The sequence below is a fragment of the Hallella absiana genome (assembly GCF_025457485.1).
GTDB lineage: Bacteria > Bacteroidota > Bacteroidia > Bacteroidales > Bacteroidaceae > Prevotella > Prevotella absiana.
On sequence record NZ_JAMXSP010000008.1, the window covers coordinates 90,398 to 108,749 of the forward strand.

Consider the following 18,352-nt stretch of genomic DNA (forward strand, 5'->3'; position numbering starts at 1 on the left):
TGCGACAAAGTTTTCCACGCTTTTGCACCGAAAAAAGATATAAACTTATTATCTTTGCACAATAGTTGATAATTGTGGATAAGTAGACAATGAACTGATAAACAAAGAGAAGATATTCAACCACGGTGTGCATCTCTCTGTATCCCGTGTTGATATCCTTATCTCCAAATTTTTCCGACTTCTCATATCAACTTTTCCACATTACATCATCATACTATTATTTCTTTTTTTATAGAAGAAAGACTAATAGAATAATAATGAATGGTGGATAACACCGAAAACGGAACGCATACGCATGGAGACAATCAAAGAGGAATGGAAGGAAAAAGGATTCGTCGATGAGCCGGTTCCCGAGGGACTGGACTTGAAGAAGGCTATCCGGCAACTGTGCAAGGAGAAGGATGCCATCATCCTGGCGCATTACTATACCGTGGGCGACATTCAGGACATCGCTGACTTTGTCGGTGACTCCCTGGCGTTGGCGCGCAAGGCTGCCGACACCGATGCGAAGATGATGGTGATGTGTGGCGTGCACTTCATGGCTGAGACGTGCAAGCTGCTCTCGCCCGACAAGACGGTGCTCTGTCCGGATCTCACCGCGGGCTGCTCGCTGGCTGACAGCTGTGACGCTGCAGACCTGAAGAAATACAAAGAGGAGCATCCGGGTTATCAGGTGGTGAGCTATGTCAACACCACGGCGGCCGTCAAGGCCCTCACCGATTGTGTGGTCACCTCGGGCAATGCCGAGAAGGTGATGGCGAGCTTTCCCAAGGAAGCGAAGATCATCTTTGGACCGGACTATAACCTGGGCAACTATATCAACAGCGTCACGGGGCGTCACATGCTCTTGTGGAATGGCGGCTGTCATGTCCATGAGAAGTTCTCCGTTGACGGCATCGTGAAGCTAAAGCAGGAGCATCCTCATGCTGTGGTGATGGCGCATTTGGAGTGCAAGGCTCCCGTGCTGGCGATCGCCGACGTGAAGGGTTCCACTGCCACGATGCTGAAATACGCGCAGGCGCATCCCGAGGTAAAGGAGTTCATCGTGGCCACGGAGGCGGGTATCTTGCACGAGATGCAGCGCACGTGTCCCGATCAGACTTTCATCCCCGTACCGCCGGAGGTCAGCGAGGGTGGCTTAGGCTGTTCATGCAACGAGTGCGAGTACATGAAGAAAAACACGTTGGCTAAGATCTACAACGCCTTGAAGTACGGTTGGCCCAGCGTAGAGATAGACCCCGCCATCGCCCGAGAGGCCGTAAAGCCCATCCAGCGCATGCTCTCGCTGTCGTAAGGAAAACAGCCTCACCCCCAACCCTTCTCCAAGGGGAGAGGGGTACAGGGGTGAGGCTGTGTTTGGGGGGGAGGCTGTTATTCTTCCTCCTCCCACTGGTTGCCGGGGAACGACCCTTGCTTTGAGAGAGCACTGGTACCACTTACCTGCGGCGTGTTTTCCGTGGTGCCTATTATACCAGTATAGATTTCACCTGTTGGAGCGAGGTTGTATTCTCCACTTCCGGCCAGCATACTTTCCTCCGCGTCTATTTTTATGGATTTCAAGGAGGGTTTCACATAAATTGCTTTCATTGTATTGACGTTTTAGGGTTTTACTTCAGGATGACTTTATGGCCGTTGACGATGACCAGGCCTTGATAGTTGTTGTTGACGCGCTGTCCCACGAGGTTATAGCGCACGCCGTCCGTGTTCTTAGCCTCTACTACGCCATTGCTGATGTCGGTGGTAGTGTTGCTGATGGCATAGTAGGGTTTAGCGGAAGAAGCGGCGGGGAGCGTGAGGTTGCCTTTGAAAGGTGCCAGCGTTTCACCTGCCTTCACGGGATAGAAACTGCAGCCGTCGCCATGCTGAGCCAGCACATAGATGGAGAAGACAGTTGGCACCTTTGTGTCTGTATCACCGAACTTCAGGTCGTTGTCAGTGATTGTTGTTCCCGGATCGTCTTGCTGCAAGTCATACGTTCCAGCGTTGCCCTTGACGACGACTGCCGTATTGCCGGGGATGGCTGTAACGGGAGATAGCGTCACCTGATTGGCGGTAGTATCGTACTTTACCGTGTAAGCGCTGAGATTACTGGTATTAGAGAAGTCCACAAAGGTGGCCCATCTGGCAGTGCTTATCTTTGCCTGATCTATACATTCACTGATGCTTAGCAACTGTACGTTCTTCAGTACTTTAGCATCATTATCTGTATCTACAGTAGCTGCAAGGACGACCTCGTCACCACGAACAATCTGAAAGGCATTCGATATTTTAGTATTTTGAAGATATCGTCCGTTTAATATTCTGAGAGTTTCAGCAGCGTTTTCGGCGTCAGCTATGTAGTAGTTGAGCGTGGGACAACTGCTGTTGTATGTATTGGTCTTGGCGATCTTTGCCTTGATATATACTTGAGTGCCGTTGTCAGTTTTAAGAGCTTGTGCAACAGAGATTAGTTCGTTCTCTTCTACCTTTTTAAAGTTTTGTGAGATCACCTTGCTTCTTTCACCATTTACGTAGGCTACGGCTTTCACGGTGGTGGAGCTTTTTAGTGAAAAAGGTGCCGTGTATGCTGTGCTCTGATCTGTAGGTTCTGTGCCGTCGGTAGTGTAGTAGATCTTGGCATCTTGATTTTCGCTACTGAGCGTCACAGAAGTACTGTCGAGAAATGAGGTGGAGCCGGAGATATGAGGAGTGCTGTCTGAAGTGTAATAGGCTATTTTAGAGATTTGAATAGACCCATGCCCTTTACAGCAATGGTCTTCTTCTGAAGGCTTTTGCCGTCAGAGAAGATCATTGCCTTTACAGTACTGTATGTATCCATTCTTTATTTTTGTAAGATCATTGGTTCCTGCATCAATAGCAGAACCGGACTGACGTTTATTTGCCGTTGCAGACAAGACGGAGAATCATCTTGTTGCGTTGCTCCCGCTTGGCATCTTGCTCTACGAAGCTGTTAACATCGAGTTGCAGGATGGGCTCCACCTCCTTGTCATAGGTCGCAGGCCAGCTGACGAGGCCCAGTCCGTTGGGATTACCCGTCTTGATGAAGTTGGCGTAGTAGTTGCTGAACTGATCCGATACCCAATAGTCTTCGGGTTGCCAGTCGTAGACGCGGTTGGTGGGCAATGTGCCCATGGCGTACTCAATATCGGCAGAGTGTACGGCACCCTTATCTCGCGGCATGGCCGGTTGGCCGCTTTTGGCATCCTGCACGCCGCCGGCGAGTCCAGGCACTTTACCTTTCAGGGCCATTGCCGGACGTGGATGGCAATAGCGATAGCGGTAGACAGGTTGTCCGCCTGTCTGTGCATGTACATAGCCCCACCGCCAAGTGGAGAAGTCGAGGAAGAGATCCGAGGCCAAGTCGATGCCGGGACGCCCCTTCAGATCGGCTTGTGTCTCTATGCCATAGAGTGGAAAGATAGAGTCGGTGGCGGTTCCAAAGACTTGCTGCGCCATTGCCTTAGCCTGATCTACGGTGGCAACGAAGAGCGTCATCTCCTGGTTGTTGCCGCCCAAAAGCAGAGGCACGTGAGCCTGACGACCCTCGCGGAATGTGATGGAAGGCTGCTCGGTGAAGAAGCGTCCGTCGATGCACGGCGTAGGCATACTGCGGTAGTGCACCTTCTTCATCAGTTCTTCAGCGGGCATGGCGCGCAGTGCCTTCAAGTTGCGGCATCCAGCTTTCTCCATCATCTTCTTTCCCTCAGCCTCCGCCTCTTTCAGTGTGGGCAGCGGACGGAAGCCTAAGATGGAACCACTGGAACCAATGGCTTGGGCAAAGAGGTCTTTGCTCATCGGCGAAGCCATCAGCGCGCTCACCGAGACAGAGCCTGCCGACTCGCCCGCAATGGTAATGCGCTGGGGATCACCGCCAAAGGCAGCGATATTGTTTTTCACCCATTGTATGGCAGCCGCCTGGTCCATGAGACCATAGTTGCCGCTGCCTTTTCCGCCGCTTTCCTTGGAGAGTTCGGGCAGACTCAAAAAGCCGAAGATGCCCTCGCGGTAGTTGGCGGTGACGGCGATGACGCCCTTGCGTGCCATCGTCTGCCCGGCATAGCGCGGCTCACTGCCACTTCCGGCCAGCAGTCCGCCGCCATTGAAGTAGATCAGCACGGGCAGTTTCTCCTTCATCGTCTTGGCCGGTGTCCAGATATTCAGATAGAGACAGTCCTCGCTCATCTCCTTCGTACCAAAGTTCATGTCACCGAAGAGCGCCTCCTGCATGGGATTGGGGCCAAACTGCGTAGCCTTTCTCACACCCTGCCAGGCTGCCACGGGTTGTGGTTCACGCCAGCGGAGGTTGCCGACAGGCGGTGCGGCGAAGGGCACGCCCTTGAAGATCTTCACGCCCGAGGAATCAGTGCCAGCTAAGATACCCTCGGCAACGCGTACATTGACCACATTTTGGCTGCTCAGACCTAAAGTCAGGAACAGCGAGGCAAGCGAAAGAAAGAATCTTTTGTTCATGATATATAACGACTTAGGATTGTTTCCACAAAATTACGAAATAGTTTTGGCTTCTCCAACAGATAGGAGAAAAATAGTGGTGAAGACTCTTTAAGCGATAAAAAGCAAGGAAAGATTACGAGTATTATTTCCCGTTTTCTTCAACGCGCCATCATTGAGGTCATAGCTACACCTATTTATTATAGCGGCGACGGAATAGAAACTGAAGCTTCCTTCCGTGCTACATAATATTGCTAAAAATATATGCAGCGTCCAAGTAATTGTCCACTGAATAACTACTCGCTATGGGCAATCTTATCGAGGCACCAAATAGAAAAGGTGAAAATAGCAAGACTAAGCACTATGGTAAGAGCCAGTGGAAAGTGTATCATTCTACATAATTCTGAAGTCGTAGCACTTCCATCCCCCCATCTGTCCAACATTGCACAATATATATTGTTTAACGCATGCAGGCAAAAGGTCGGCGTGACACTTCTGAACTTATAGTATAGCCACCCTAACAATAGGCCAAACGTAAATGCACTTGCGACCTGTGAGGGGTTGATGTGCATGAGGCCAAAAAATAAAGAGGAGACAATAATGGCAAACCATGGACTTCTTCTCAGTTTTAATAACATCTCTTCGATATACTCTCTGAAGACGAGTTCTTCGGCAAGTGGGGCGAGCAAGCATGTCGACAAGAGCCCAAGTTTACTATAATCCAATACATAAAATACGTCGCGGTTTAAATCCACAAGATTTAAGAGATCGTTGATATAACTGTCAATGAACGTATAAGCAAAAGAAAGGGCAAGCATAGGGAGAATCAGGTTGAGCCGAAGCCTACGTTCTGCGCATTTCGCGACAAGAGTGTGCTTACCATATTTGTGAAAGAATATAACCAACATAACTGTCTCCGTAAAAAAACACTGAAATGGGAGCATTTGACTTCTATAGTTATCCCATACATTTAAGTCTGTATCAGAAAAAAGAAGCGACACCGAACTGATGAGGACACAAAGTAGTGGCGAAAGAAATTGAACCCAGACTAAGAATCCTATAAATACAAGACTGACCTTCTTTATAATGCGTCCTTCGAATCGATTTAATATTGGTCTTGCCATATTGCCTGTTTCCTAAAAGCTCCTTCTATATTTCATGTAGGAAATGAAATATAGAAGGAGGCATTATCTATCCTTTTACCATTCTTAGTCCTTGGGCTGCATAATACAAAATGGTCAATGCAAGATAAGTGGCATCGTATGCAAAAGACGTTTTAGCATTCGGTCTACCACCTTCGCCTTCCTGCATTTCCTCATAAGAGAGGTCTTCTATGATTTTCATACATTCTCTTATTTAATGTTCTTTGACGAAGTCGCGAGCAGCGGTCTTAATATCTGACCAATTGTCAATGATGTAGCCCACCACGGCTGACCATCCAATTCTACGAAGCAGCCCACCTCCAGAATAGCTTTGCAGCTCTTTCTCAGTGAGTGGACAGAAAAATTCTCTGTTATTCATTTTACACTTAGATATGTTTATATGAAACAATGTTATACAAGTTGTCGACTTCTTGTGATGCAAAGGTAAGAAGACATAAAATAAGTAGAGAATAATAGCACTAAAAATGTATGCTGCGTTCAAGAAATTCGGACGGAAGCACACTACTTACTTCAAAATAGCAATAACAGCACCTATAGCTCCACTACAGACACCGGTCCAAAAAGCACACTTAAAAGCAATAGTAAATCGCTGCCAAAAGATATTGTTCCTATTCATCTGTTGTCTTGTTGTTTTTCTTTGCTTTCTTTATTCATTTATATTTGGTTTCGCTTCACGTTCCGCAATAGCAAGTAAGAGTGACGAACTCCGTTGCGATAGAACTTATTATTTTATGCCGTGGTTTGATTGCGGCGTTTTTGCTTTAGCTTTAGCGTATAAAATAGAGAGATGACCACTCCTATTAATATTGCGATGACGGAAGCTTCGGGGCCAAAGGAACCGCCTGTCAGCCATGTCGGACCGACGAGACGTGACATGATAATGGGATGCTGGATAAACGCCCCGGAAACCGGACAGCCGAAAACGTATCCTTCAAGATAGTTCCATGCCCAGTGCATCCCTATCGGTGCCCATAGCGATTGATGATAGACATAAGCTACTCCCAGCAGCCATCCCGACGTGACAGCTATGGCTAAGGCCGACCAGACGGTGGCTCCGTCATTGAAGATATGAGCAAAGCCAAAGATCACGGCAGAAAGGATCAAGGCCCAAGTCATGCCTATTCTGTCACAAAGCAGTCTGAAGGCGATTCCTCGGCAGATGATCTCCTCACCAATGCCGACGACGGCAAACAACAGCCAGCCGTAAAGTTGGTTCTGTATGTCGCAGTTGATCTTCTGCGGCTGATAGACATGTAGGCAGTATAAGCTCGCCATGATGGTTCCAAAGAACAGAACAGACACTCCCCATCCTGTCAACAGTATCTTGACATCATGTTGCGGTGTGGCAGATATCTTGGCTTTGACTCTGGTATACAGCACGAGAAACTTCCTGAACGAAAGCAGCAGTACCCAGCAAGCACCCAGCGTAATTGGAATCTTTGCATAGATGGTGTAATCCATCATCAAGATGGCTTCGAAGAAGCCCATGATGAACAGAAAGCAGACGATACCTATGAAGAAAAAACATATCCATTCATAGAAGTCCATCTTGTTTCTTTTGTTGTTCATGTACAGATATTAAATCTCGATCTTAGTGATTACTATTGGACGAGGACTGGGAAAGCTATTCCTGTCAAATTGCAGACGGCATGGGCGATGAAGCAATATCTCACATCATGGTATCTGATGAATAAATAACATATAGGTATTGCAAAGATAAACGTGTCTACTCTTAAGAAGGTGTCTCCAAGATGGGCACAGAAAAACAAGACGGAGCTACACAGAATGATAACAATAGGCTTAAAGCGACTTCTCTCCATCATGCTGACAAGCCATTTTCGGAATAGCATCTCCTCAGTGAACGGGCCTAACAGACCTGTCGCAACAACAGAAATGAGCAGTGGGGATAGTTCCGTAGTGGTAGAATGTGGGTAATCGGCTTTGCTAAATTGGCAGATGAGATATATGGATAGTTGCCAAAGCAGGCCTAAAAGAACAGATATAAAGACAACTTTCATTTGTAGCCTCGACCGTTTAAACGTCCATAAGTCAAGTTTCTCAATTTTGTTTTCTACGGCTAACGCGACTAACAGAAAGGCTGAGCATGCCATAACCATCATGTCAGGTGCAGATTTGAAAGTAACAGCGTTGCTGCCCCTGTTTATGAAAAGCCCTATAAGGGGGGCGGAAACTAATATAGAACCCAACAAGCATATTATCAAGAAAGCGGTAATTCTACATAGACATTTTGTTTTGTTATAACCTATTATATTCATTATCTAATATTTTAAGCTGTCATAGTAAGTACACCATGGCATATTATTTTATTTAATATATTTACAACTCAATAGATTCTTAGCATTATATTATCATAAATACAATGGCTAAGAATCTACCAAATCATAAAATAAGATATAAATTCTCTTATTCTATTTTCTTATTCTGGACAGACTATCCAAAGATAGCAATACAAAGGTGACCAATCGACTGAAAGATTGAACCACCAAGATGGCACTGCATACAAGCTCTTGCCCATCTCTCGTGCTTCTGTGTCTTGGTTTCTCCGCCATTAACACAGACCAACTCAGACTCTGACAATTCTGTCAAGTAGGAATTTGTTAACTTTTTCATTTTTGTTCTTTTATTAATTTTACTTTGGCTGTGTAAGTTGTCGACTTCTTACTTATGCAAAGTTAAAGGGAAATTAGGACTCTTGCAAATATTATCTTGTAAATATTTGCTCTGTGCAAAATTGCTGCACGGAGTAACTAATTTAACAAATTCTTTTGAACATTGAGAACATCCTCCAATTATTTTTGTCTCTTCTTTGCCAAGAGCCTTTACATTTAACGATAGCATCATTTCGAACTTGTTAGTATAGCAAAATGTGTGCTTTGTCCTGCTGTAACTGATTTCAGCTCCCATATTTTTCAATTCTTGTAGCATGTAATACAGTTCTCTTCGCGAGACACAAAGAGTCGACGCAAATTCATCCGGGGAACCTGTTTGCTGACTGAATATCAACTTATGGATCTTGTGAATCCTTTTTAAATCTTCTATCACATACATGATTTCCTATCTTTTTAGTCGATTTCGTCGCTTTGGTTACTCCACAGGTTACGGTAGAGTTCCGAGGTCTCAATCAGTTCTTTATGAGAGCCCTCGGCGACCACCTTGCCTTTGGCCAACAAAATGATATGTTGTGCGTCCTTTATCGTGCTGAAACGGTGAGCGATGGAAATGATGGTCTTGCCCTGTAGTGACAGTTGGCGGATCATCTGTTTGACATATTTCTCAGATAGAGTGTCTAATGAAGATGTAGCTTCGTCAAAGACTATGATGTCCGGGTCTTTGTATAGTGCTCTTGCGATGGCTATACGCTGTCGCTCACCACCGGACAGCGATGCCCCGTGCTCTCCGATATAAGTATTGATGCCGTTGGGCAAGCCATTGATAAAGTCGGTAAGTCCAAGTTCTGCAATAAGGTCTGACACCTTGCGGACATCAGGGTTGAGGTCGCCGATTGCGATATTCTCAAGCACAGTGCCTTGAAAGAGTTCTATCTGCTGTGGCACGGAGCCGACATGCTTTCTCAGGCTCGTATTAGAGATTTGTGCCAAATCGTATCTGCCGATAAGAATGCGTCCTTCGTTAACAGGGTAGATGTGCTGGAGCAAAGATGCCAGCGTCGTCTTTCCGGAGCCACTCTCTCCAACGATGGCAGTAGTCTCTCCTCTATGAATGGTAAGATTCAGCTCATCGAACACGTCTTTGCGAGTACCATACCTAAACGCCACATGGTCAAAGACGATGTCGCCTATCATATCACTCTCTAGTTCTACCTTCCCGCTCTCGTCCTCTTCCTGCTCCAAATCCATAATCTGAAACAAACGGTCTGCGGCAATGTTGGCATCTTGCAGCTGTTGATTGGAAGATATAAGCGATTGCAGCGGACTTAGCACATACCCAATAATCGAATAGAACATCATCAACGTTCCGGGACTGATTTGCTTTTCGACGACAAAGCTGCTCCCCACCCACAATACGGCAATGGTGACAGCGGTAGACACGAAGTTCAGACCATTTGCTGTGGCTATGCCTCCATAAGCTGCAGAATATGTGTCATTGAGTAGTCGGACGAACCTATTCTCAGTTTTTAGATTCGCGAAATCTTCGAGACCAAAACGCTTGACTGTGACAATGGCGTTGAGTGACTCGACCAAATGTGATTCCAGATCAGCACTCTTCTCCATGATCTTCCGCATAAATCTTTTGTTCAGTCGGTTATATCCAACAAATATCAGTAAAAAGAACGGGGTCGCGCATAAAGTCACGAGTGCCAGCTTCCATGAGAATATCAGCATGACAGCAAGGGTGACGATGAGGATCATCACGTTGACGACCACATTTAGAAACACGTCATTGATAAAAGTCCGTATCTTCACAGCATCGTTTACGCGTGAGATGATTTCACCGACACGCATGGTGTCGAAGAACTGCTGGGGAAGTTTTAGGATATGCTTGTAATATCCGAGGATGAGTGAAGCGTCAATACACTGTCCCGTCTTCAAAGCTAATATGCTTTTTGTCGCCCCAATGAATGTTTGAAGAATGAGGATGACGATCATCGCCAGACTCATCATACGGAGCAAATTCATATTGCCGTCAACAAGGACATAGTCGGTAATCTTGCCCACATAAACAGATGTAGATAATCCGAGAATACTACAGGTAAGCGCTCCAAAGAAAGCCTCTGTCATTACCCTGCGGTGAGGGGTGAGCAGAGAGATGAATTTAGAAAAGTTGCTCGTTGCCTCCCTCCCCACATGAAAAGTATGATTGGGTTGCATGAGCACAAGTATGCCAGTCCACATCTCCTTGAAATCATCTATGCTTTTCTTATGCATCGCGCCATCTGCCGGATCCATGTAAACGACATGTTTGTCATTCACCTGATAGATGACAATAAAGTGAAGAAGCACTTTGTTAACCACAACATGTGCGATTGCGGGAAGAGGAATCATCTGCAGAGCCTCTAACTTTGCCTTTACACCTTTGGCACTAAGTCCCAATTTCTCAGCAGCTTTGATAAGTCCAAGAATATTCGTTCCTTTCTTGTCGGTATAAGCATACTGGCGTATTCTTGCAACAGAGTATAGGAGTCCATAATATGCACATATAGACGCAATGGATGCGGCACCGCAATCAGTAATATCCTGCTGCTTGATTTTTATATGTGAGTTCATAACGTGTCTTCTTACTTCGCGTTCTTACTTGGATATTGTGTTGGATTCACCCAACTGTCCATTGATTGGTATAGCAGGTCAAACAAAGATTTCTTTGTAACCATAAAGCGAACGACAGCTGTCATTCCTTTTTTGATGTACCCCCGTTGGTGAGTTCTATCATCTGTAAGATAATTCTTGTCTAATCTTACGCGGACTTTGAATAGATAATTATTACTTGAGTCAACAACATAATCAGACGAGACACTTTCCACCTTGCCTTCCAACATACCCCATTCATTATAGTTGAGCGCGTCGATTTGAATCTTTGCTGTCATATTCGGTCTGATGAATGCTATATCTTTCGGTTTCACAAAAGCCTCAACATAGAGAGGAGCCTTTGGACTGATGACAGCAAGGCTTGTACCTGCTTGGACAGGTATGCCCGGATAGATGCCACTAAAGTTTTCGACAGTTCCAGAAACCGGTGCCCTCAAAATGAGCATATGCTTATCACTGACGTCTCCTTCTATATTTGAATGCGCCTCGCGAATCTGCTGGTGTAGATTGTTCAAGTCTGTTTCCCACGTTGCATGTTTGTTTTCTACCAGTGTTTTCAGTTCATTCTGTTTATCAAGGTATTGGTAATAATATTTTTCGTACTCCTCTTCACTTATCAGTTTGTCGTCATACAGTGCTTTATTGCGTAACCACTCTGTTTTTAAGTGCCGTATATCAGTCTTCATCTGTGCACATTGAGCTACCATGCTGTAATATTCCTGTTCGCGATTAGAGGATTTAAATGTCTGCGGACAACTGCCTTTGACAAGAAACTCAAGATCATGGCATTGGCTCAGGAAATCATTCTGTTGTGATCTCTGATAGTTTATCTTCACATCAGTATTGTCAGTTCTGAATTTTAGGATCGGCTGCCCTTTAACGATAGCATCACCCTCTTTGACATAGACTTCATCCACAATTTCTGTAACAGGGGCAATGATGGTACTCCTTTCGGTTTTGGGTCTGACATTTCCTGTCCCTTCAACAGAAACATCGACATAAATAAACGGCAATAGCACTATACATGTCATTACGAAAACAATAGCGACGGCGTAAATGATATTAGATTTAGCTTTACGTCTTGAAAGATAGTTTTCAAGCGTGTCGTTAATCCATTCACTTGGAAGTATTTGAGCATTATCCACTGTATCGTTATTTATTTATGTTGACTTCTATATCTATGTCAAAGCTATTCCCATAATAGTAGCTGCCTCGATACTTGTCATATTTGATTTCTGCTCCGATCTCTCGTAGCATCTCAAGGTCATTGTATAGTTGCCGCCTACTGATATTTAAACGTTGGGAAAACTCATCGGGATTACCTGTCGCTTTCATGGTTATCAGGTCATTCATTCGATTGATACGTTCCAAATATTTAAAAAGCAATTGCATAATATGGATTATATTTCTCTTGGATTTTTGTATAACTTAAGCAAATAGCACTGGTAGTAGTAATCAAAAAGTGCTTGCAAGCGACTACTCTCCGCCTCCAGCAATTTTACTTTGCTGTCATCAAATTCAAACAATGTGGCCTTTCCGCATTCATACTTCTTCGTCGTAAGCTTGAATGATTCTTGGTTGCTATTTACTGCAGCAGTGTAACTTGTAATTTTTGCATAGGCATTCATTGCGTGAGCATGAATTTGCGTGATTTTATGATAAAGATCGTTTTTTGCTTTCTTGAGGAGAATTTCATTTTTGTCTTTTTCTATACGTGCTTGCCGTATGCTGTTACGAGTCTCGAAGCGATTGAACAGTGGAATGGTAAGTTGCAACTGTATTTCCTGACAAAAGTTGTTCCTTAGTTGGTTGCCAAAAGATCTGTTGTCTATGCCGTTGGTCTTATAGTAATTTGTCCCAATTCCCCCTACCAATGACAATTGAGGATAGAGTGCAGAGCGGCACATCTTTATTTTGTCTTCGGAACAGGATATGGAGGCTTTCTGCGACTGTATTGTTGGGTAATTGTTGATAGCCTCAGCTAAAATGGCATCTATATTGTCTGGCATCATTAGACATAGGTCATCCTCTTTCGGCTTAGCGATGGAAAAGTCCTTAGGTACCTCTAAATCCATTAACTGGCAGAGGCTAAGTTCGTCCGTAGAGAGTTGATTCTTTTTCTCGGAGACGTTCGCCATACTACTTTGCAGAGTAGCGTGTTGTTGGACAACATCCACATAACTGATTTTGCCATGCTTCAGAAGGCCTTGCAACCGTAAGGTCTGTAATGAATCTATTGAAACTTGACGCTCAGATATTTCTAAAAGCTGCATGTCCATAAGAACCTGCAAATATGCTTCGGCGACATTCATGATGAGTGTCATCTTGGCATCGGATAGGTTATGTTCTTCGACAAGGACTAGATCCCTAGTCATTCTCTTTTTGTATCGAGAACAGAATCCGTCAAATAGATTCATTTTGCCTGTAAGCGAAACGGATGTCTGCCCTGTACTAGTATTGGTATATGTGTTTTCGTACGTCAAGCTTCTGCCAAATGTATATTGTTGTGAAGCCGATGCTGATATTTGTGGAAGCCACGAATTACGTTCTGTGTTCAAATCAACATTCTTGCTTTTCACCGACAGCTCTAGCATACGCACTTCTGGGCTATGCTGCAGAGCATAGTCCACACATTCTTCTAATGTCCATTTGTGTGCAGGAGGCATGGCTGAACCAGAAAAACAGCAAAAGAACATTACCATAGAAATAATAAAGATTTTTAATCTTAATTTATTGAAGAACATGATTAATTATTACGTAGTGGAGACAGACTGTCGCATTAACAATCCTTATTTAGGATCGTCAATACAACAAGTCTAACTAAAGAGATAATGTACAAAGAATTATGAAAGATACAGAGATACTATCCGAATTCAAATCATTCTACGCATCAAACTGCCCGACATAGGTTGCATTACGCAAAACTACATCCAGTGTGTAGCCGCCTTCATCAAGGGTTCCTAAGTCCAAATAAACGGAACCGCCATTAACTACAGAGTTCATCGTGTATCCTACAACATTTCCCTGCGAATCGCTTACGTAAACTTGAACGTTACCTGTATAAGCAGAAACATTTAAAGTTAATTTACCATTTTCATAGTCAGCTGACAGTCGAGTTGCTGATGGCACACGCATTCTTCTGTGTTGGAAAGTTGATCTCGCTCTAATCATTATAGGTCTTGAAATAATAGGCGAAATTCCAGATGCTAACAGCAGAAGCAAAATAAGAATTTTCTTTTTCATCATGATATTTTGGGTTTACGGCTGCAAAGTTAGGCTGAAAAAGCGGAGTAGACAAAGGATATAGGTCTAAAAATGCTCTTTGAAACGATTTGATATAATCACTTGTATTTCAACATGTTTTGAGTTTTATACCATAAAATAACGGTCTAAAAAAGCAGAAGAAGGCCTGTTTTAATAATCTTCGATGAACCTCTTTGCGGACGTGGAGCTATCTTTTAAGCCCAATTTCTCCTTAATGAGAAATAGTTTTTGCTTGACAGATTTAGGTTCTATATTATAGATTTGAGCAATGGTAGAGTATGGCAATTTCAACCTTATCAGCATAAGGAACTTAACATCCTTCGGAGTTAAGTTTGGGAATTCATTTTTTAATCTTTCGACGAACACATTGTCAGAACTATTCAGAAAGACTTCAAGCTCTTCCCAATCAAAATCAGACAGCAAAACCTGCTTGACCTTGCCAGATTTCAACGATTCCAATTTGTGTAATATGCTAATCTTACGCATAAGGAAATTACGCATTGTGGATATTTGCGTGCCTTGATGCTCTATTATCAAGCGCTTGCGCTCTTGCTGTTCTTCATTAAGTCTTTGCATTTGCGCTCTTCTATATCTTGAAATATACAATATGAATGCAATAATAATTATCGAGACGATAATGATGCTAATAATGGCCCATGTCTTGAATTGACTTTCATTTTGTTCCCTTGCTCGTTGCCGCTCTTTCCTTATTACCTTATTATAATAGGCGTCTTTTGCTTTCGCATTAGCTGAATTCATGGATTCAAGGGCTGCCACAAGAGAATCTTTATATACATTTGCCTTCTGCAAATTGTTTTTCTTCAAGGCCATTGCGTAAAGTAAAGAATATATAGAACTTCCATATTGAAGATACTCCCGTCTTGAAATCGATTTTATCAGTCTTTCAGACGCTTGTAAAGAATCAACATCACAATACGCCCATGCCAGTGACAAGACCGATGACGTATCATGCTTTCGCTTGTACATAAACGACAGTTTTGAAGTGTACAAAACAGAATCCTTATTGTCTAAAAGACTCCAAAATGCCGACAGATCTTGGTAGGAGTCACTCAATGCCAGTGTATCCTTCTGTGCAATTGCCTGTTTTACGGCTTGCTTAGCGATAACGAAGCTTTGTTTAATTCCACCCTCTTTAAAGGAATAGCACTCGGCTAAATTCAACAAAGCATAGGCTTTGTTGTTGCTTGGGGCATTCTTCACCTTATTATATAGCCCAACAGCCTCATTGGAAAACTTTATAGCAAGATCAGGATCATATTCCCTAACAATAACCGATGATTGAACTAACGCCAGACTTTGTGTATAGTAATCATTTTGTCGTTTTGCAGCTTTGACAGAATTGGAAAAGCAGCGAAGCGCTTTTTCACTGCTGTCGTTCAAGGCATAATATTTTCCCATGTAGTACTCACATTTGGCATAGAGGCTATCAGCAGGCTTGCCATTGTACCAATTATACGCGTTGCGGAGCAGCGAGTCGTTGTCTACGTCTATTCCGGACTTGTCTTGCGCCATGGTATAAGCTATGGAATATAACGCAACAGCTTTCTCTGAAAGCTTAGTTTGGTCTACCTTTTTGAGCAAGGCGAGTGCACTGTCCGGCTTTTTCTCTGCCAATGGTATAATGGTAGAGATATATCGGCCTTGTTTGTCATTGCAGCCAACAAAGTTTATAGCTATTAGTAAAACAAGAATAAGGTCGAATATCTTTCTCATTGCGTAACTTGCATTTCGGTGCAAAGTTACTACTTTTATTCGACATAAACTTACATGGGCGGGCTATAAACAGGTTGAAAAGGGAGATTGTGAACATCTGTTCAGCGATTGTTGCTCACACAGAGTCACAGAGCGCACGGAGAAGTCATAGCCTTAAGGAGTACACAGAGAGTAATCTATAAATAAAAAATGGAAGAGTGTACAAAAATTGCATTTTTTTGCCGTAACTTTGCAAGTGCATATATAAGGGAACGACCTACATACATGTATTTATATATTATAACTTTTATAATGATGAAAGAAACAAGTAAGAAGTACATTGCGGAAATGTCTTGCAATGAGATGAAACGCACAGAAGGAGGCTATACTCTCCCTGAGGTAGTAGTTGTTGGAAGCAAAAAGAACTTTGAAAACAATGTAGGAGAAGTATATAGAGACTTCGGGTCAGATGCAGCAATAGCCTTAGTTATAAATTATTGGTATTACAAAATTTTTGGTTTTTGATAACTAATAGCCCCCTCCAAAATGGAGGAGGGGGTATTGAATCTATTTCATGACAGTCAGGATGATATGAAGAAGGCAATCAATTGGTTGACGGCAGTGCTCTTCTTGGCATTGCCTGCATTGGCGACGTTGGTAATCGTACACATTATCTATACCCTATTTGGTCACTTCTATAATGAAAAAGAGACGCTGCTGTATTTCATCGTCAGTCAGCTCTCAGTATTAGCGACAGTGTTCGCTTTTCGTAATATTCAGAGCATGGCATTTATGAATCTCCCCAAGCTACGTTTACGTCCGACCATGATAAGCATTGCACTTGGACTGGCTGTTTGGGCGATGGCTGCGATCTTGTATACCTTTGCTTATCCAGGAGCTCATCCGCGTATAAGGAACAACTATGCGCTTTGCTTAAGTGTCATGTTTTTTTTGGTGTCACCAATAGTCGAGGAGATGTTTTTCAGAGGATGGGTGCTCTGTTACATGGAGTCTAAGTCTTTCTCTAAGCCCACAATCATTCTGACCATCTCAACAATGTTTTACCTCTATCATTGGACTCCTGTCATACCCTTCTATTCATGTTTGGACACGTTTGCTCTAAGTGTTCTGACTTGTTGTATGTTCTTCAAAACACGGGATATACGTTATTGCATTCTCATGCATTTTGTCTTGAATTTCATGAATTCATTGATTGCTTTTATTCCATATCTGATAAGCTAAGGAGAAAGGATATGGGCAATATAACTATCTCCGTAAAGAAGCACTTAGATGGGAGCATTTGATTTTTATAGTTAAGTCTGTATTGCTTTACATAGGCTATTCAGCTCCCTAAAACGTTTTGTACATTCAATAGGTAACCGGTTACAGAGATAAAGTTAACGAGGATATGGAGCAGGTAGCCATAAAAGAAGCCAAGGCGTCGTCTGAAATAGGTGGCGGTGATGCCTAACAGAAGTTGAGGGGTGCACATGATGACGGCAAGAGGCAAGAGAGGCAAGGAAAGATCATAGTTGGTGACATGCAGGAGCATAAAGAGAAGCACAGAGACCGCTGCCGCTACGTCTTTGACCTTGGGAGTAATGCGAGACTGCAACTTCGTAAAGATAGCAACTGTCAGGCCGCTTGCCAAAAGTGACCATAAAATCTTGGAGCCAATAGCCGTCATGAACGCGGAATTGGTAAAACCATGCAAGCCATACGTTATCAGCTTTGGATAGACGAGCGTTCCTTGGAAGAAGGTCAATGTCAGATAGCACAGACAAAACGAACTGACAGCAATGTCTTTCTTGGAGAAGGACAGCCACAAACGAAAGACGATCTCCTCTAACAGAGGCGCAAACAAGGCGATGACAAGGATGGCATTCATTGGATGTCCCATGATTGCCTCACGGAATACGCCATTGACGATATGGTCGCTGATGTCCCATTTCAATAGATGAGCCAAAATGGCCAATGTGGCGAGGATAGGATAAGTGATGGCAAAGTATTTTACATAGAACACTATGCCCTTTACAGCAATGGTCTTCTTCTGAAGGCTTTTGCCGTCAGAGAAGATCATTGCCTTTACAGTACTGTATGTATCCATTCTTTATTTTTGTAAGTTTTACAGTATCTTGTAGATGCCGGTTGCAAGGAGAATGTCGTCAACGATAGTTCTAAGCTTCTGTCCCAATTTATGCCCCATATTGTAAGCTTTCTTGTAATATCCCTCCATCAATCATTTGTGACTCTTTTGTTGAAAGTGCCACAAGCAATAGATGTCCATATTCTTGTTCTTCCATGTTTGAATTCTTTTTATTAGTTTACATGCAATTAGAAAGAGGAAAAACATAGTCCTCATTTTCTACTGCAAAAATAATATGTATCAGTGAAAACAAATTGCACTATACATAATTTAACAAATGAAGATCTCTACAAATGTAAGGCAATACAGAAGCCTAAAAATTATTATGACTC

General features: G+C 43.4%; 17 protein-coding genes. 3 read left to right on the forward strand and 14 right to left on the reverse strand.

Translation table 11 applies throughout. The features are described from left to right. Window positions 1-295: 295 nt before the first annotated feature. The gene (gene nadA, locus NG346_RS05870; RefSeq protein WP_262279484.1) at window positions 296-1,294 is read left to right on the forward strand and encodes a quinolinate synthase NadA; all 999 of its coding nucleotides are present in this window, start codon (window positions 296-298) and stop codon (window positions 1,292-1,294) included. Between the two features lie 77 nt (window positions 1,295-1,371). Here the strand turns inward: nadA and NG346_RS05875 are convergent, their stop codons facing one another. The 13 genes from NG346_RS05875 to NG346_RS05920 form a co-directional block, all read right to left on the reverse strand. Further along, window positions 1,372-1,527 carry a hypothetical protein gene (locus tag NG346_RS05875; RefSeq protein WP_262288437.1) on the reverse strand — a complete coding sequence of 52 codons (156 nt, stop codon included), beginning with the start codon at window positions 1,525-1,527 and terminating at the stop codon, window positions 1,372-1,374. 80 nt (window positions 1,528-1,607) lie between these two features. After that, window positions 1,608-2,729 (reverse strand): chitobiase/beta-hexosaminidase C-terminal domain-containing protein, encoded by a 1,122-nt coding sequence (locus NG346_RS05880; protein WP_317620782.1) that lies wholly within the window; start codon window positions 2,727-2,729, stop codon window positions 1,608-1,610. 145 nt (window positions 2,730-2,874) lie between these two features. Then, window positions 2,875-4,470 (reverse strand): carboxylesterase/lipase family protein, encoded by a 1,596-nt coding sequence (locus NG346_RS05885; protein ID WP_262279482.1) that lies wholly within the window; start codon window positions 4,468-4,470, stop codon window positions 2,875-2,877. 275 nt (window positions 4,471-4,745) lie between these two features. After that, a complete protein-coding gene (locus tag NG346_RS14575; protein ID WP_154533869.1) occupies window positions 4,746-5,573 on the reverse strand; it encodes a CPBP family intramembrane glutamic endopeptidase in 828 nt (275 codons plus the stop codon). 67 nt (window positions 5,574-5,640) lie between these two features. Further along, window positions 5,641-5,793, reverse strand: coding sequence for a hypothetical protein (locus NG346_RS05890; protein WP_262279481.1), 153 nt, complete (start codon window positions 5,791-5,793; stop codon window positions 5,641-5,643). Between the two features lie 548 nt (window positions 5,794-6,341). Further along, a complete protein-coding gene (locus NG346_RS05895; protein ID WP_262279480.1) occupies window positions 6,342-7,181 on the reverse strand; it encodes a CPBP family intramembrane glutamic endopeptidase in 840 nt (279 codons plus the stop codon). A gap of 32 nt (window positions 7,182-7,213) precedes the next feature. Then, the gene (locus tag NG346_RS14580; protein WP_396266736.1) at window positions 7,214-7,888 is read right to left on the reverse strand and encodes a lysostaphin resistance A-like protein; all 675 of its coding nucleotides are present in this window, start codon (window positions 7,886-7,888) and stop codon (window positions 7,214-7,216) included. A gap of 807 nt (window positions 7,889-8,695) precedes the next feature. Continuing rightward, on the reverse strand, window positions 8,696-10,858 hold the full coding sequence (locus NG346_RS05900; protein ID WP_154533862.1) for a peptidase domain-containing ABC transporter: 2,163 nt from the start codon (window positions 10,856-10,858) through the stop codon (window positions 8,696-8,698). An 11-nt stretch (window positions 10,859-10,869) separates the two neighbouring features. Further along, complete coding sequence (locus NG346_RS05905) at window positions 10,870-12,042, reverse strand: HlyD family secretion protein (protein WP_262279479.1); 1,173 nt, start codon at window positions 12,040-12,042, stop codon at window positions 10,870-10,872. Between the two features lie 7 nt (window positions 12,043-12,049). After that, window positions 12,050-12,289, reverse strand: coding sequence for an HTH domain-containing protein (locus NG346_RS14585; protein ID WP_154533860.1), 240 nt, complete (start codon window positions 12,287-12,289; stop codon window positions 12,050-12,052). Window positions 12,290-12,297: 8 nt separating this feature from the next. Continuing rightward, a complete protein-coding gene (locus NG346_RS05910) occupies window positions 12,298-13,641 on the reverse strand; it encodes a TolC family protein (RefSeq protein ID WP_154533859.1) in 1,344 nt (447 codons plus the stop codon). Window positions 13,642-13,780: 139 nt separating this feature from the next. After that, entirely contained in the window at window positions 13,781-14,143 is a 363-nt protein-coding gene (locus NG346_RS05915; RefSeq protein ID WP_262279478.1) for a DUF3244 domain-containing protein, read from the reverse strand. A 168-nt stretch (window positions 14,144-14,311) separates the two neighbouring features. After that, window positions 14,312-15,895 (reverse strand): helix-turn-helix transcriptional regulator, encoded by a 1,584-nt coding sequence (locus NG346_RS05920; protein WP_262279477.1) that lies wholly within the window; start codon window positions 15,893-15,895, stop codon window positions 14,312-14,314. 291 nt (window positions 15,896-16,186) lie between these two features. Here NG346_RS05920 and NG346_RS05925 point away from each other — a divergent pair, with 291 nt between their 5' ends. Together NG346_RS05925 and NG346_RS05930 are read left to right on the forward strand one after the other, a co-directional pair. Continuing rightward, on the forward strand, window positions 16,187-16,399 hold the full coding sequence (locus NG346_RS05925; RefSeq protein WP_262279476.1) for a hypothetical protein: 213 nt from the start codon (window positions 16,187-16,189) through the stop codon (window positions 16,397-16,399). A 66-nt stretch (window positions 16,400-16,465) separates the two neighbouring features. Beyond that, window positions 16,466-17,116, forward strand: coding sequence for a CPBP family intramembrane glutamic endopeptidase (locus NG346_RS05930; protein WP_262279475.1), 651 nt, complete (start codon window positions 16,466-16,468; stop codon window positions 17,114-17,116). 100 nt (window positions 17,117-17,216) lie between these two features. Here the strand turns inward: NG346_RS05930 and NG346_RS05935 are convergent, their stop codons facing one another. Then, window positions 17,217-17,981 carry a CPBP family glutamic-type intramembrane protease gene (locus NG346_RS05935; protein ID WP_262279474.1) on the reverse strand — a complete coding sequence of 255 codons (765 nt, stop codon included), beginning with the start codon at window positions 17,979-17,981 and terminating at the stop codon, window positions 17,217-17,219. Window positions 17,982-18,352 lie beyond the last annotated feature (371 nt).